Source organism: Brenneria corticis (assembly GCF_003115855.1).
Classification (GTDB): domain Bacteria; phylum Pseudomonadota; class Gammaproteobacteria; order Enterobacterales; family Enterobacteriaceae; genus Brenneria; species Brenneria corticis.
This window is the reverse complement of record NZ_KZ819079.1, coordinates 48043-62752: the sequence shown is the minus strand read 5'-3', so window position 1 is coordinate 62752 and position 14710 is coordinate 48043. Positions and strand designations below refer to the sequence as shown.

Sequence of the window (14710 nt, the reverse complement as noted above, 5' to 3'; positions counted from 1 at the left end):
AATGGCCGACAATCTCGGTAACCGGATATGTCAAAGCGGCAATCCGCGACTTTTCAGGCGCGTTGCCGCAACAACGCTATCTTAACATTCCCTCAACCCCTAACCGCCGTTAGAATAGCGGCTAAATTTTTCCGACTGTGTCGGCTGGCTTGTCCGGTTCGGCAATCAATATGTGAGCTATGGCTAAAAAAAACGCATCGTCAGCCGCCGGACAGATCCGAATCATCGGTGGTCAGTGGCGCGGCAGAAAACTTCCGGTTCCCGACAGTCCCGGCTTACGGCCCACTACCGACCGGGTGCGGGAAACCTTGTTCAACTGGCTGGCGCCCGTGCTCCAGCAGTCGCGCTGCCTGGACTGCTTCGCCGGCAGCGGCGCGCTGGCTTTGGAGGCGCTATCGCGCTATGCCGCCCACGCCACGCTGTTGGAAACGGAGCGCGCCGTGGCGCGTCAGTTAACGCAAAATCTGACGCTGCTGCGGGCGGAAAACGCGCTGGTCGTCAATACTGATACTTTGCACTGGCTGGCTCAGGCCGGCGAGCCGTTTGACGTGGTGTTTGTCGATCCGCCGTTTCGCCGGGATTTGCTCAACCAGACGCTGATCCTGCTGGAGCGGCAGGGCTGGCTGGCGCCGGAAGCGTGGATTTACGTGGAAACCGAGGCGGAGAATAGTCATCTGACGATACCGGACGGCTGGCTGCTGCATCGTGAGAAAATCGCCGGTCAGGTGGCGTATCGTTTATATCTTCGCCAAGAGAACAAAGGGGCACGCGGTGATATGGATTAATCTGGGCCGTTTATTGATGCTGGGAGTGTGGGGATTTCTGATCGTTAACCTGATCCATCCTTTTCCCCGGCCGCTGAATATTTTTATGACGGTGGCGATGGCGTTTACCATCCTGATGCATGGTTTCCAACTGCTGCTGTTAAAGTCCAGCCAGCCGAAAGAGAACCCATCGCTGACCTGGGGGCTGCAGGCGCGCATTTTTCTGTTTGGCGTATTTGAACTGCTCGCCTGGCAGAGCAAGCAGCCTAAACCGCCAAAGAAGTAATCGCCCTATTCCGGCGGGCGCCGGGGTCAAGGCGTCAGCCGGTATCAGCGTTCGGAGCGGGTTACCGGGGCGTCAGTTTTTTTTGCCGGGAAGGTAGGGGAAATGCGTGACGTTATCGCCCAGTTCGGAAATCCGGGCGCTGCCCTTTTCAGTGACGGCGTCGATACGGATCACGGCCTGTAAGGGAATGAAGCTGCGGCTGACGCCGGAAAATTCGGTTTTCAGCTTTTCGGTGGAAGGGTCGACCAGCAGCGTTGATTGGCTGTCGAAGACGAAATCGGCGATCTCAATAAAGCCAAACAGATTGCTGGGGACCAATTCACGCACGTAAAGCTGGTAGTTTTTACCATTATTCATAAACTGAATACGATAAAGCGCGGGTTCATTGCTCATTCAACCATACTCTCCTTCAACATATTTTATGTGCCGATCAACAAACCAAACGGGCCGATAACATAGCATGAAGCATCGGTATGCGCATCTGCCGCACCCGATGTTGTTTATCTTCCTCACAATCCCCTACACTGAATAAATAAAGGTTGGAGAGAGGTAAGCTGATGCCGGGTTTCCTTCTATACCGCCCTGTCTTATAGAATAAGGACAATTTATGCTTTGGTCGTTTATCGCCGTGCTCTTTTCCGGCTGGCTGTATGTCGATGCCAGCTATCGTGGTCCGGTATGGCAGCGCTGGCTGTTTAAACCCGTTACCCTATTATTGCTGCTGGCGCTGGCCTGGCAAACGCCGCTGCTGAGCGCGCCGGGCTATCTGATCGTCATTGGGCTGCTGGCCTCGCTGGTTGCCGATACTTTGCTGTTGCTGCCGACGCAGCGCATTCTCTATGCCTTTGGCGCCTACTTTCTCGCGCATCTGCTGTATACCGTCAGTTTTTTCACCAGCCAGATAACGCTCACCTTCTTCTGGCCGCTGGCGCTGGCGCTGATCGTTCTGGCGGCGGTGCTGATAGTGATTATCTGGAGCCGCCTGGATACGCAGCGCTGGCCGGTGTGCGCGTTCATCATTATGACCACGCTGATGGTCTGGGTGGCCGGCGAGCGTTATTTTGCCCTCGGCACGGACTATAATTTCTCGTTGCTGGCCGGCAGCGCGCTGCTGTTTATCGCCCATGCGGCCTGGCTTATTCATCATTACCGGATCAATTTCCGCGCCCATCAGGCGGTGGTGGCGGCCTGCTATTTCGGCGGCCATTTCCTGATCGTTCGTTCGCTCTATTTTTAATCACGGGCGGGGAAGCGAATCGCTGGATTAGCCTGATACGAGGGTGTAAAGTTGGCGATGAGAATCACTATCATCAACTCGGGAGGAAGGTATGCATTCTCATCAGCATCACCAGCACGGCGCTGAAAAACCGGCCTGCTGCCATAAACACGCCCGACAATCGTCACAGGCTGAAAAAAGCTGCTGTGCGGTAAAGCGCGCATCGGGCGCCGTCGCCAATACCGGCCGCGGACCGGAGCGGAGCGGGGCGGAAAGCGGCGATAATGCCGATTCGGACGATCCCGACGGCGGCGATAGCGACCGACCCGCCGGGCATCGGCGTTTCAGTTGGAAAGTCAGCGGGATGGATTGCCCCAGCTGCGCGCGCAAAGTTGAAAATGCCGTAAAAAATCTCACCGGAATAGAACAGGCTAAAGTACTGTTCGCCACCGAAAAACTGGTCGTCGATGCCCGCCGCGACGTACGAGACCAGGTCCAATACGCCGTTAAGCAAGCCGGTTTTACGTTGCAGGATATCATTCCGCAAACGCCTCTTTTTCCTGATTCGCGCCGTTTTATCGATGAATACGGCTTCCTGGCGCTGTTCGCATTGCTGGCGGCGGCAAGCTGGGGGCTTTCGCTGGTTAGCGAGTCCGGCGGGCGCATCGCTTTTATCGCCACCACGCTGGTCGGGCTGGCGCCGATCCTGCAAAAAGCGTGGCGGCTTATCCGTTCCGGTACCCCTTTCGCGATTGAAACCCTGATGAGCGTGGCCGCGATCGGCGCATTACTGATTGGCGCCGCCACGGAAGCCACGGTCGTGCTGCTGCTGTTTATGCTGGGCGAACAGCTGGAGTCCTACGCCGCCCACCGCGCCCGGCGAGGGGTCAGCGCCTTAATGGCGTTGATCCCCGAAGAGGCCACGGTGGTCAGAAATGAACGCCGCGTTCGCGTGCCGATCGCCGAGCTGTTTCCCGGCGATATTATTGAAGTCGCCCCCGGCGACCGGTTGCCGGCCGACGCCGTATTGCTGACCGCCGGCGCCAGTTTTGACGAGAGCGCGCTGACCGGGGAATCGGTTCCGGTTGAACGGGTACGGGACGAGAAGGTGGCGGCCGGCTGTCTGTGCGTCGACCAGATGGTGCAACTGCGGGTGGTTTCAGCGCCGGGCAATAGCGCGATCGACCGTATTCTGCAGCTGATCGAGCAGGCGGAAGAGCGCCGGGCGCCGATAGAGCGCTTCCTCGATCGTTTCAGCCGTTACTACACGCCGGCCGTTATGCTGCTGTCGTTGCTGGTTATTCTGATTCCGCCGCTATTGCTGGCGCAGCCCTGGCAGGAGTGGATTTACCGCGGGTTGACGCTGTTGCTGATCGGCTGTCCCTGCGCGCTGGTGATATCCACCCCGGCGGCGGTCGCTTCCGGCCTTGCCGCGGCGACCCGCCAGGGGGCGCTGATTAAGGGCGGCGCGGCGCTGGAGTCGCTGGGCGGCATCCGTACCGTCGCCTTTGATAAAACCGGCACGCTGACCGAAGGCAAACCGCAGGTTACGGATATTGTGCCCGCCGCCGGCGTCAGCGAGGCCGCGCTGCTGGCGCGTACCGCGGCGGTGGAGTCAGGTTCGCGCCATCCGCTGGCGAAAGCCATCGTGCAGCGGGCGCTGGCGGCGAGCGCCTTTCTGCCCGTCGCGGAGCAGCGCCGGATGCTGGCGGGCATCGGCGTGGCGGGGACGATCGCCGGCAAACGGCTTCAGGTCAGCTCCCCGGCCAGGCTGGCGGCAGGCACGCTGGATGCCGACTGGCGGCAACGCGTCGATGCCTTGGAAAATGAAGGGAAAACGGTGGTGGTGGTGCAGGAGGAGAGCCGCGTGCTCGGTTTGCTGGCGCTGCGGGATACGCTGCGCAGCGATGCGCGATCCGCGCTAAGCCGGCTCCAGGCGCTGAATATCCGCTGCGTGATGCTGACCGGGGACAACCCGCGAGCCGCCGCGGCCATCGCCGGCGAGCTGGGCATTGATTTCCGCGCCGGTTTGCTGCCGGCGGATAAAGTGACGGCCATCGGCGAACTTAATCGGCAACGTCCCACCGCCATGGTGGGGGACGGCATTAACGACGCCCCGGCAATGAAGGCGGCGACCATCGGCATCGCCATGGGCAGCGGCACGGACGTGGCGCTGGAAACCGCCGACGCCGCGCTGACCCACAGCCGTCTGGACGGGTTGGCCGCGATGATCCGGCTGTCGCGGGCGACGAACCGCAATATTCGCCAGAACGTGACCATCGCCCTGGGGCTGAAAGCGCTGTTTCTGATCACCAGCATTATGGGGATTACCGGGCTGTGGCTGGCGGTGCTGGCGGACTCCGGCGCCACGGCGCTGGTTACCGCCAACGCGCTGCGCTTGCTGAAGAAACGGGATGGGTAAAGGCGGTCAAACGTTGTCGGCAAAGCACCGGGTTTTGCCGGCACGCGGCGCTTATCCCCCTTTGCGCAGCAAATACCGATACGGCAATTGCTCGGTGACCTGCGCCAGCAGGTCGTGTTCCATATAACGGCAGAAACCGGGAATATCGCGGGTGGTCGCCGGGTCGTCCGCCAGCACCAGCAGCGTTTGCCCGGTCGCCATCTGGCGTACCGCTTTGCGTACCATCATCACGGGTTCCGGGCAGCGCAGTCCCTGGGCGTCAAGGGTTATATCGGGATTGGCGAAGGGATCGGTCATCAGGGCTCTCTGCGATAGATGCAATAAAAAACCGCCATAGTTTACGCCGGGGATTTTTCGGCGCAAGCCGCGACAACGTTTGCGTAAAAAACAACCATTGCATTGCCGGAGCAAATGCGTATCATGCGCCGCTAGCGGCGGCCCGGAAGGGCGGCGGCTAAAAAGAGCAGGACGTTTCTTGGGTTCCCTCACCCCAATAACCAAAAAGGTCGCATATATGTATGATTTTACTCCCCGGCAGCGGCTTGTGGCGCTGATCTGGCTTACGTTGTTTCATATTCTGATCATTACCTCCAGTAATTATCTGGTACAGCTTCCGGTGTCGATTTTGGGTTTTCATACCACCTGGGGCGCCTTCACTTTTCCGTTTATTTTTCTGGCCACCGATCTGACCGTAAGGATCTTCGGCGCGCCGCTGGCGCGACGTATCATTCTGACCGTGATGGCGCCCGCCCTGCTGATCTCCTATCTGGTGTCGGCCCTGTTTTACCAGGGGACGTGGCAGTCATTCGGCGCGCTGGGGCAGCTCAATATCATCGTGGCCCGCATCGCCTGCGCCAGCTTTATGGCGTACGTGCTGGGGCAGATTCTGGATGTGCACGTTTTCAACCGGCTGCGGCGGCGCAACGCCTGGTGGGTGGCACCGGCGGTATCCACCGTCTTTGGCAACCTCAGCGATACGCTGGCCTTTTTCTTTATCGCCTTTTATCGCAGCAGCGATCCTTTTATGGCCGCGAACTGGATTGAAATCGCCCTGGTGGACTACACTTTCAAGCTGCTGATCAGCCTGCTTTTCTTCCTGCCGATGTATGGCGTTATGCTGAATATGGTGCTGAAACGCCTGAGCGAACAGCAGCCCGGCGCGCCTTACCGGCCCGCGGCGAGCCGCCGCTAGGCCGGTATCGCGGCAAAGACGGCCGCAAACCGGCTGTTTTTACCGATCGAATAGCGTGCGATAATGTTTTATCCGTTCCAATAAAAAGAGAAAGGGAACCCTAATGCCGAATGTAGTGAAATACCTCGGAATGAGCGTGTTGGTTGTTATGCTTGCCGCCTGCGACGGCGATGCGAAAGACGCCGCGCCGGCGCAGGACAAGCCGGCGGCGGAAGCGGCGGCCGGCCAGAATATTGAATTGCTGTCCGGCAAGGTCGCCTTTACCCTGCCGGCCGATATGAGCGATCAAAGCGGTAAACTGGGTACTCAGGCCAATAATATGCACGTCTACGCCAACGCCAGCGGGCAAAAGGCGGCGATCGTGATTCTGGGCGATAACACCACCGAAGAGTTATCGGTGCTGACGCAGCGTCTGGAAGATCAGCAGCGCACGCGCGACGCCAATCTCCAGGTGGTGACCAATAAAACCATCGAGGTGGACGGGCAGAAACTGCAACAGCTGGACAGCATTATCACCAGCAGCGGCCAGCAGGCTTATTCCTCGGTGGTGCTGGGCAAGGTGGACGATCGTCTGCTGACGCTGCAAATTACGCTGCCGGCGGATAACCAGCAGCAGGCGCAGGCTGAAGCGGAAAGCATTATTCAGACGCTGAAGCTGAAATAGCCGCCGTATCCCCTTCTTCTTTCAGGCCGCAGGGAACTCTCCTGCCGCCTGAAACCCATGGGGATAGCGCCGACGGGAAAAACGCCGCTGGATGGCGCGTGATACTTGTCCGATAATTGGCGCTTCGCGTAATCCCCTCACCGAGCCGATTTGCGCATTCTTTTATTTTAACTTTTGATATCAACATAATGACCCGTTCTCCCCGATCGACGGCTTGGCTGCGCGTCGTCAGCCTTGCTCTGGCCGCGTTTATTTTTAACACCGCTGAATTTGTCCCTGTCGCCTTACTGTCCGACATCTCCGCCAGCTTTTCGATGAGCGCCGCGCAGGTGGGGTTAATCATCACCATCTATGCCTGGGTGGTGGGCGTGATGTCGCTGCCCTGTATGCTGCTTTCCAGCAAGATGGAGCGTAAGCGGCTGTTGATTAAAATTTTTATTCTGTTTGTCGCCAGCAATCTGTTATCCGGCCTGGCGTGGAACTTCTGGGTATTGGTGATCGCCCGTATCGGCGTGGCGCTGTCCCACGCGGTTTTCTGGTCGATAACGGCATCGCTGGCGGTGCGTCTGGCGCCCAGGGATAAAAAAGCGCAGGCGTTGAGCCTGCTGGCGACGGGAACCGCGCTGGCGATGGTGCTGGGTCTGCCTCTGGGCCGGGTGATCGGCCAGTATTTAGGCTGGCGCGTCACTTTTTCGATTATTGGCGCGGTTGCCGCTGTGGTTATGTTGGTGATGATGAAACTGCTGCCCGAGCTGCCCAGCAGTCATGCCGGTTCGCTAAAAAGCGTGCCGGAGCTGTTCAAACGGCCGGCGCTGCTCTGCGTCTATGGTTTGACGGTGGTGGTGGTCACCGCCCATTTTACCGCTTACAGCTACATCGAACCCTTTGTGCAAAAGGTGGCATTGATGAGCGACGGCTTTATCACCGCGCTGCTGCTGTTATTCGGCGGCGCCGGGATCCTCGGCAGCATGCTGTTCAGCCGTTATAGCAACAAATATCCGGCGGGATTTTTGATCGCCGCCATCGCGTTATTGTTCCTGTGCCTGCTGCTGCTGTTGCCGCTTTCTTTCAGTCGCGCCAGCCTGTCGCTGGTATGCTTCGCCTGGGGCGTGGCGATTATGGCCATCGGTCTGAGTATGCAGGTCAAAGTCCTGACGTTGGCCCCCGATGCGACGGACGTCGCCATGGCGCTGTTTTCCGGCATTTATAATGTCGGCATCGGCGGCGGCGCGTTGCTCGGCAATCAGGTGATTACCCACCTGAACCTGACGGAAATCGGTTTTATCGGCGCCGCGCTGGCGCTGATCTCGCTGGGATGGTGTATTTTTATTTTCAGGCGTTATGCTCAAGCTTTAGACAATACGGTTATCAACTGATTGCCGGTTTTTAGGTGAGGGGTTATGGGTTCACAGTATGCGCGTCTGATTACCCTGGCGGCGGTTGGGGCGACAACCGTCGCGCTCCTGTTGTTTATGATGAAACTGTTTGCCTGGTGGTACACCGGGTCGGTGAGTCTGCTGGCGTCGCTGGTGGATTCCCTGGTGGATATCGCCGCGTCGCTGGTGAATCTTCTGGTGGTGCGCTACTCGCTGCAGCCGGCGGATCCCGAACATACGTTCGGCCACGGCAAGGCGGAGTCTCTGGCGGCGCTGGCGCAGAGCATGTTTATCTCCGGCTCCGCCCTGTTTCTTATTTTGACCGGCTTACAGCATACGATGACTCCCCGGGCGCTGCATGCGCCGGAGGTGGGGATAGGGGTGACGGTTGTCGCTTTAGCGTCAACCCTGTCGCTGGTGGCATTTCAGCGCTGGGTGGTTAAACGCACCGGGAGCCAGGCGGTGCGGGCGGATATGCTGCACTACCAGTCCGACCTGCTGATGAACGGCGCGATTCTGGCGGCGCTGGTATTAAGCTGGCGGGGCGTAACCCATGCCGATGCGCTGTTTGCGCTGGGCATCGGGATTTATATTCTGTACAGTGCGCTGCGGATGGGCTACCAGGCCGTGCAGTCGCTGCTGGATCGCGCGTTGCCGGATAATGAGCGCGACGCTATCGTTAATATTATCTCCGGCTGGCCGGGCATCAGCGGCGCGCACGCTTTACGCACCCGCCGCGCCGGGCCTACCCGGTTTATCCAGCTTCATCTGGAGATGGATGACGCGCTGCCCCTGGTGCAATCGCATCAGATTGCCGACGATCTGGAGCAGGCGTTGCTAAGGCAATTCCCCGGTTCTGATATTATTATCCATCAGGATCCGATTTCAGCGGTGCCTGAAGAGCAAAGGGGGCTATTGAATGTGTAGTCCGGCGCGGGTCCGGCAGCGATGCTCCGCCGGTTTATGCGTGCAACAGCATGGATCGTGAAAATTACAGCATAATTTTGCCTGACCTGAATCAATTCAGCCGCCGGTATTTGTTATAATATGCCTCTATTAAAATTTAGAGGGATGACGTCGACATAACTGGCGACGGTCAATTGGCGATAGAAAAATCCTGCGAAATTACATCTACAAGTCCAGAGGTTGTCATGATTAAAAGAATCGGAGTATTGACGAGTGGTGGTGATGCACCCGGAATGAATGCGGCAATTCGCGGTGTGGTGCGTGCTGCGCTGACGGAAGGGCTGGAGGTTTTCGGCATTTATGACGGCTATCTGGGGTTGTATGAAAATCGGATGGAGCAGTTGGATCGCTACAGCGTGTCGGACGTTATCAACCGCGGCGGTACTTTCCTCGGTTCTGCCCGTTTTCCTGAATTCCGCGAAGAAGACGTGCGCGAAGTCGCCGTGCAGAACATGAAGGACCAGGGGCTTGACGCCCTGGTGGTTATCGGCGGCGACGGTTCCTATATGGGGGCCAAGCGACTGACGGAAATGGGTTTTCCCTGTATCGGCCTGCCCGGCACCATTGATAACGACGTGGCGGGCACCGACTACACCATCGGTTATTTCACCGCGCTGGAAACGGTATTGGAAGCGATTGACCGCCTGCGCGATACCTCTTCATCGCACCAGCGTATTTCCATCGTGGAAGTGATGGGGCGCCACTGCGGCGATTTGACGCTGGCGGCGGCGATTGCCGGCGGCTGTGAGTTTATCGTGCTGCCGGAAGTGCCGTTCAGTCCGGAAGATCTGGTGAGCGAGATCCAGGCCGGCATTGATAAAGGCAAGAAACACGCCATTGTGGCGATTACCGAGCATATTTGCGATATCGGCGAGCTGGCCAAGTATATCCAGCAGGAAACCGGCCGCGATACGCGCTCCACGGTGCTGGGGCATATTCAGCGCGGCGGCTCTCCGGTGGCCTATGACCGTATTCTGGCCTCCCGCATGGGCGCGTATTCGATAGAACTGCTGTTGCAGGGCTACGGCGGCCGCTGCGTCGGTATCCAGAATGAAAAGCTGGTGCACCATGACATTATCGACGCCATTGAGAACATGAAGCGCCCCTTCAAGGGCGACTGGCTGGAAACGGCGAAGAAGCTGTTCTGATCCCGCGCCACGCTTTCGCCTGAAATCTCGCACCATCCCGCTGTTGCCAGCGGGATTTTTAACGCCTTGATTTTGCCGATCGTCGGGAGAGCATCGCGCAGCCCGGCGGCGATATATAACTGAAAGATATATAAAAAAGGCATTTATTATTTTTTACCGGCGCCCAAAGCTGTTAGCCTGCAAATTACCCTTTCTCTCCTTAATGGTTTTGTCCATTCGCCGCTATGAATATCGATCTTCGCCAGCTGCGCCACTTTATCGCCCTGATTGAGCATCGCAATTTCACGTCGGCGGCGCAGGCGACGAAACTTTCCCAGTCCGCGTTCAGCCGCAGTATCCAGTCGCTGGAACAAACCATCGGCGCTCGCCTGATCGACCGCAATAACCAACTGGAGCCTACCCCCAAGGGGCTGATCGTACTGGAACACGCGCGCCGCCTGATTAATCAGACCCACGATCTGTTCAACGACGTGCAGCAGTTCAACGGCAAAGAGGCCGGAGAGGTACACTTTGGCTGCGGCCCCGCGCCGGCGGCCTGGCTGATGCCGCAGGTGATAGGCGCCTTTTCCCGCCAGTATCCCAAGGCGAGGATGGTATTTCGCGTCGATAACTGGCAGGCGCTGGGCCATCGGCTGACGGCGGAAGAGCTGGCGTTTATCGTGGCGGATTCGCGCAACTTTGAATTCGACGCCCGCTATCAGGTGCAGCCGCTGAGCCAGCACCGCTGGGGATTCTGCTGCCGCGAAGGGCACCCTTTGGCGGCGTTCGACGAGATCGCCGTCGACCAGCTGTTCGCCTATCCGCTGGCGGCCACCATTCGTCCGCCCAATCTCCACCGCGCGCTGGTGCAGCTCAGCGGCAAGCAGGACATTCGCACCAGCATCGAGTGTGAAAACGGCTATAGCCTGCTGGACGTGGTGCGCCATTCGGACGCCATCGGCACCACCAACCATTTCCACATCCCGAAGCAGCAGGGCATCCATATGTTGAAAATCGCCGGTCTGGATGACGACGCCGACGAGTTTTATACCCACTACGGCATCATCTGTCTGGCGGACGCCCGCCTGCCGCTGCTGGCGCGCAAACTGATTGAAACCTTCACGCAGGTCGATCATGACCTGCATGGTTCCGCGGCGTCGCTATAACGGCGTAACGCTGAAATCGCTGATCGCCTGCCGCGAGTACACGGTGCGGAAACCGAAATGGCCCGGCGCGGGCGCCGCCGGATACGCGGCGCGAAAATAGAGGGCGTCATCCACCAGAAAGCGGGTTTCGTGGCGATCGACCTCAATAACCACCTGGTAACGATGGTTGGGCCGCAGCAGATGGCCGGCGTCGGTATATTCTCCCAGCAGCGCGCGTTCCCCCTGTCCGTTGTAGTAACGAAAGCGCGTGGTGCTGTTCCAGTTGCCGCCCATGCCGACGTAGTACAAATCCAGATTGTCGTACTCGCTCAGCCGGCCGTGGCGCGTAAAGAGGTTGCCATGGGCCGGATCGCGCGCCGCCCAGAACTGGTTGAGATCGGACAGGCGATCGTGCGGTCCGTCGGCCACCAGCACTTCGCGCGCAAAGGCGATGCGGTAGGCGCCGGCAAGCGGCGCGTCCAGCCAGAGCGTCAGCCCGGCGGCGCTCTCCAGCGTCAGGCGTTCGTCATCGGCCCGGATGGCCGTGCGCTGGGGATCTTCCTGCTCCACCCGCCAGCGCCGGGGCTGACCGCGCGGGTCGGTCGACCAGGTGAGCGCGTAGCGGTGCGGATCCTCCGCCGCCTCGCGCTCGTCATCCGCGCCGGCCGGATGCGTTTCCTGGAGTGAAGACAATAGGGTGGTGCTTTCAGTGCAACCTGAATACGTCATTTTGATGTCCTGTTTAATCTCCGCCTGCCCGGCGGAATCAATGTGAGGAAGGGATATCGTCCAATAAGGCCAGCAAGGCGATGGCCGCCAGCCCCCACTGCGCCACGGCGTTTGTCGCCAGATTGGACGCGATGGCGCTGTCCGAATGTTTGTCGATTAACGAGTCGACGACGGCCTCGTCAATCGGGTAGAGCGCCTCGGGCGGCGCAATGCGCCGCAGCGCTTTGCCCGGATTGGCGATGCCGCCGCTGCCGTCGTTGAACTCGCTCCAGGCCCGCTGCGCCAGCGATCGATCGCGTAGCCGCCAGGCGGCGAAGGCGGTCAGCCGGGCGTGGCCCTGCGCCAGATTCAATTTCTTCACCGGTTTGCCGACAAAGGCGCTTAACGCGACGGGGTCATTGTATAACCGGCAGTAATCCAGCCAGGCGCGGGTAAAGCCGGGATCCGGCAGCACCTCAAGCAGTTCGCCGGCGATCTCCGCCAGACCGAAGACGGCGCTCAGGTGGGAGATCGCTACCCGATCCGGCGGCGCGGGGGAAAAGCGGCCGCTGTCAGGATCGATTTCGGCGACGCCGGTGAAAAAGCCGTGCGGCTGGGCGGCGATGGTTTGCATGCTATTCAGCAGGCGTTCGCGCATCGCCGGATCGCCGTGCCGCTCCCAGGCCGTCAGCCAGGCCGCGGCCACGGCGCCCCAGTCGGTGCCAAAATAGAGGCTGACGTGATGCGGCTCAGCGGGCAGGGTCTGCCCGATCTTGCGGCCGGGCACCACGTCGCGCAGGGCGCGTACGCCTTCGATCTGCTCATCCATCAGTTCGCCGATGCGCTCATCGGCGGTGAGGTAGTAGAGAAAACGGCGGTTGGCCGCCGTGGAGATCCTAAGCTGTTTGGCGCTGTCTCCCCAGTGGCGCACGTTGTGCCGCGAGCCTAAGGGACGGAAGCGCCCCAGATGGTAAACGTCCACCTCGCCGGTATGGCGGGTCATGGCCTCCGCCATGCGAAACGCCTCCGCCCGGCCGCTGTGCAGGAAGTAGTGCCACAGCCACAGATCGGTGCTGAGCTCCGAGTTATCCCAGGCGTAGCCCCCGACGTCGTAACGCCAGACGTGGCGGTCGCTGTCGTAGGTGTGCATCACGTCGCCAAAGTCCCAGAAGCCGTACCATTTCCGCTGTTCCACCTCCTGGAGATAGAAATCGAAATACCAGGCCAGCTGGTTTTCCAACTGCGCGCGTTGCGGCGAGGAGGGCGAGGCTGAGGCCGGAGCCCATAGCGGGCCGAACGCCCTGGCGCGGGACAGATCCTGCGCCTGCGCCACCAGCAGCGGGGGCTGTTGCATGCGCTGCGCCAGCGCGACGAAACCGGCGTTGTCCGGCGTGGCGGAGAGAATATCGATAAACAGCTCGCTGGTGCGCGCCACGCCGAGCGGCGAGGTAAAGCCGGGTTCGTAATCCTCGTAGGTGATCTCCAGCCCTTCGCGCTGCGCGGCGAAGGTATCCTGCCCCAGGCCGTCGTGGTAGAAGCGCATATCCATCGGCTCCGCCGTGGGCGACCACAGCCATAGCGTCACCGTCGCCCGGTCGGTATGGGCGTTATTAATCTCCAGGCAGGCCGGGTAGCTCTGCCAGAAGTTGCGGATGCCGAACGCCACGCCGCCCTGCGGCGTGCCCAGATAGCCGACGCCCGCCGCCCGATCGCCGGTGGCGGACAGCAGCCAGCCTTGCCCCTCTTTGGTCCGTTTGTGGATCTGAAAGCCATCGGGGTGATGCTGCGTCAGCCGATAGCTGCCGAACGCCGGGATATGATGCAGCCGTTTCCCCACCGCCGGGGGAAATTCCGCTACCGGCGGCGTCGCTTTGCCGCTCAGCTGCGCGTCGATAACGGCGGCGCCGGCATTGCGGCGCAGCCCGGTAAGGCCGCGCACCGCTTCCCGGAACACGCCGCCCCGATCGGAGGCGAAGCGCACATGGCGATCGTGCAGCTCCCCCTGCAAGGGAACGTCGAACGCCAGCCCCAATCCCTTCAGACTCTGGTCGGGATCGTCGTGGTCATAGATCAGGGTATGCACCACGCGCAGCGACGCGGAGTCGGCGTAGCCATACAGCCGAATGACAAACGGGATCTGCGTGACGCCCTGCCGCTGACGATGATGATGGGCGCCGCGCAGCGCGATAACCGTGCGTTGCGGTCCGCGCTGCTCCACCGTCACCGTCTCGATCTGGCCCTGGTACTCATCCAGCGTCAGCACCCTGTCGCTCTCTGCGCCGGCCTGCACGCGCAGCACCAGCCGCCCCTGCGTCAATGCCAACCGCCGGTCCTGCCAGATTTCCTCAATCAGATGGGGGCCGGATTTGGGGATCAGGCAGCGGATACGGCCGGTATCCACCGTCCATCCGCGATCGTTCTCGCTGATCATTTCCTCAGCGGGGGCGGACGCGGGCGGGGCGGGCCGCAGCGTCAGCTTTTCGCCGGGCGGCTGCCGGCCCCCCAGCGCGTGGGCCGACCACTTGATGGAGCCGTCGGGCCAGCGGGCGAGGGGCCAGCTTTGCAGCGAATAGGCGCGCTGTCGCCCGTCGCTCAACTGGAAGTCGCTGTCGCCGCGCACCTGTCCTTGCGGCCAGGGAACCCCCCAGGTGACGCCGGCGAAAGAACGCGGAGCCTGTCCGTCCAGCCAGCGCAGGCGCACCTGCGGCGCCGCGGCGGCGGGCGACGTATTGTCAACCGATGCGGCGGGCGCCGCCGCCGCGCTTTTCCACAACGGCGTCGACAGCGCCAGCAATGTGCCGTCGCGCAGGAAACGTCGGCGTGAATAGGAGATCTTGCTCATCA

General features: G+C 60.4%; 14 protein-coding genes. 10 read left to right on the top strand and 4 right to left on the bottom strand.

All coding sequences use genetic code 11. The features are described 5' to 3' along the window. Positions 1-179: 179 nt before the first annotated feature. On the top strand, positions 180-785 hold the full coding sequence (gene rsmD, locus DDT56_RS11680; protein ID WP_136166625.1) for a 16S rRNA (guanine(966)-N(2))-methyltransferase: 606 nt from the start codon (positions 180-182) through the stop codon (positions 783-785). Continuing rightward, positions 772-1050 carry a DUF1145 family protein gene (locus DDT56_RS11675; protein ID WP_136166624.1) on the top strand — a complete coding sequence of 93 codons (279 nt, stop codon included), beginning with the start codon at positions 772-774 and terminating at the stop codon, positions 1048-1050. The genes rsmD and DDT56_RS11675 overlap by 14 nt, the downstream gene beginning before the upstream one ends. Before the next feature lie 72 nt (positions 1051-1122). Here the strand turns inward: DDT56_RS11675 and DDT56_RS11670 are convergent, their stop codons facing one another. Next, on the bottom strand, positions 1123-1443 hold the full coding sequence (locus tag DDT56_RS11670; RefSeq protein ID WP_009114875.1) for a DUF1820 family protein: 321 nt from the start codon (positions 1441-1443) through the stop codon (positions 1123-1125). 214 nt (positions 1444-1657) lie between these two features. Between DDT56_RS11670 and DDT56_RS11665 the strand changes: the two genes are divergently transcribed. Together DDT56_RS11665 and DDT56_RS11660 are read left to right on the top strand one after the other, a co-directional pair. After that, complete coding sequence (locus DDT56_RS11665; RefSeq protein ID WP_136166623.1) at positions 1658-2287, top strand: lysoplasmalogenase; 630 nt, start codon at positions 1658-1660, stop codon at positions 2285-2287. A gap of 91 nt (positions 2288-2378) precedes the next feature. Further along, a complete protein-coding gene (locus tag DDT56_RS11660; protein WP_136166622.1) occupies positions 2379-4688 on the top strand; it encodes a zinc/cadmium/mercury/lead-transporting ATPase in 2310 nt (769 codons plus the stop codon). Positions 4689-4739: 51 nt separating this feature from the next. Here the strand turns inward: DDT56_RS11660 and tusA are convergent, their stop codons facing one another. Then, positions 4740-4985: a sulfurtransferase TusA gene (tusA, locus tag DDT56_RS11655; RefSeq protein ID WP_136166621.1), complete on the bottom strand. Its 246-nt coding sequence runs from the start codon at positions 4983-4985 to the stop codon at positions 4740-4742. A gap of 217 nt (positions 4986-5202) precedes the next feature. Here tusA and DDT56_RS11650 point away from each other — a divergent pair, with 217 nt between their 5' ends. The 6 genes from DDT56_RS11650 (at position 5203) to DDT56_RS11625 (ending at position 11179) form a co-directional block, all read left to right on the top strand. Next, a complete protein-coding gene (locus DDT56_RS11650; RefSeq protein ID WP_136166620.1) occupies positions 5203-5880 on the top strand; it encodes a 7-cyano-7-deazaguanine/7-aminomethyl-7-deazaguanine transporter in 678 nt (225 codons plus the stop codon). Between the two features lie 103 nt (positions 5881-5983). Beyond that, positions 5984-6544, top strand: coding sequence for a DcrB family lipoprotein (locus DDT56_RS11645; protein WP_136166619.1), 561 nt, complete (start codon positions 5984-5986; stop codon positions 6542-6544). A gap of 188 nt (positions 6545-6732) precedes the next feature. Continuing rightward, the gene (locus DDT56_RS11640; RefSeq protein ID WP_136166618.1) at positions 6733-7920 is read left to right on the top strand and encodes a sugar transporter; all 1188 of its coding nucleotides are present in this window, start codon (positions 6733-6735) and stop codon (positions 7918-7920) included. 24 nt (positions 7921-7944) lie between these two features. Next, positions 7945-8847 carry a CDF family cation-efflux transporter FieF gene (gene fieF / locus DDT56_RS11635; RefSeq protein ID WP_136166617.1) on the top strand — a complete coding sequence of 301 codons (903 nt, stop codon included), beginning with the start codon at positions 7945-7947 and terminating at the stop codon, positions 8845-8847. A 224-nt stretch (positions 8848-9071) separates the two neighbouring features. Then, positions 9072-10034, top strand: a complete 963-nt coding sequence (pfkA, locus tag DDT56_RS11630) for a 6-phosphofructokinase (RefSeq protein ID WP_136166616.1) — start codon at positions 9072-9074, stop codon at positions 10032-10034. Between the two features lie 224 nt (positions 10035-10258). Continuing rightward, positions 10259-11179 (top strand): LysR family transcriptional regulator, encoded by a 921-nt coding sequence (locus tag DDT56_RS11625; protein WP_136166615.1) that lies wholly within the window; start codon positions 10259-10261, stop codon positions 11177-11179. Here DDT56_RS11625 and DDT56_RS11620 read toward each other — a convergent pair. Both DDT56_RS11620 and DDT56_RS11615 read right to left on the bottom strand, forming a co-directional pair. Beyond that, complete coding sequence (locus DDT56_RS11620; RefSeq protein ID WP_136166614.1) at positions 11174-11887, bottom strand: DUF6250 domain-containing protein; 714 nt, start codon at positions 11885-11887, stop codon at positions 11174-11176. The two genes, DDT56_RS11625 and DDT56_RS11620, sit on opposite strands and share 6 nt — an antisense overlap. A 37-nt stretch (positions 11888-11924) precedes the next feature. Continuing rightward, positions 11925-14708 (bottom strand): exo-rhamnogalacturonan lyase family protein, encoded by a 2784-nt coding sequence (locus DDT56_RS11615; protein WP_136166613.1) that lies wholly within the window; start codon positions 14706-14708, stop codon positions 11925-11927. Between the last annotated feature and the right edge of the window lie 2 nt (positions 14709-14710).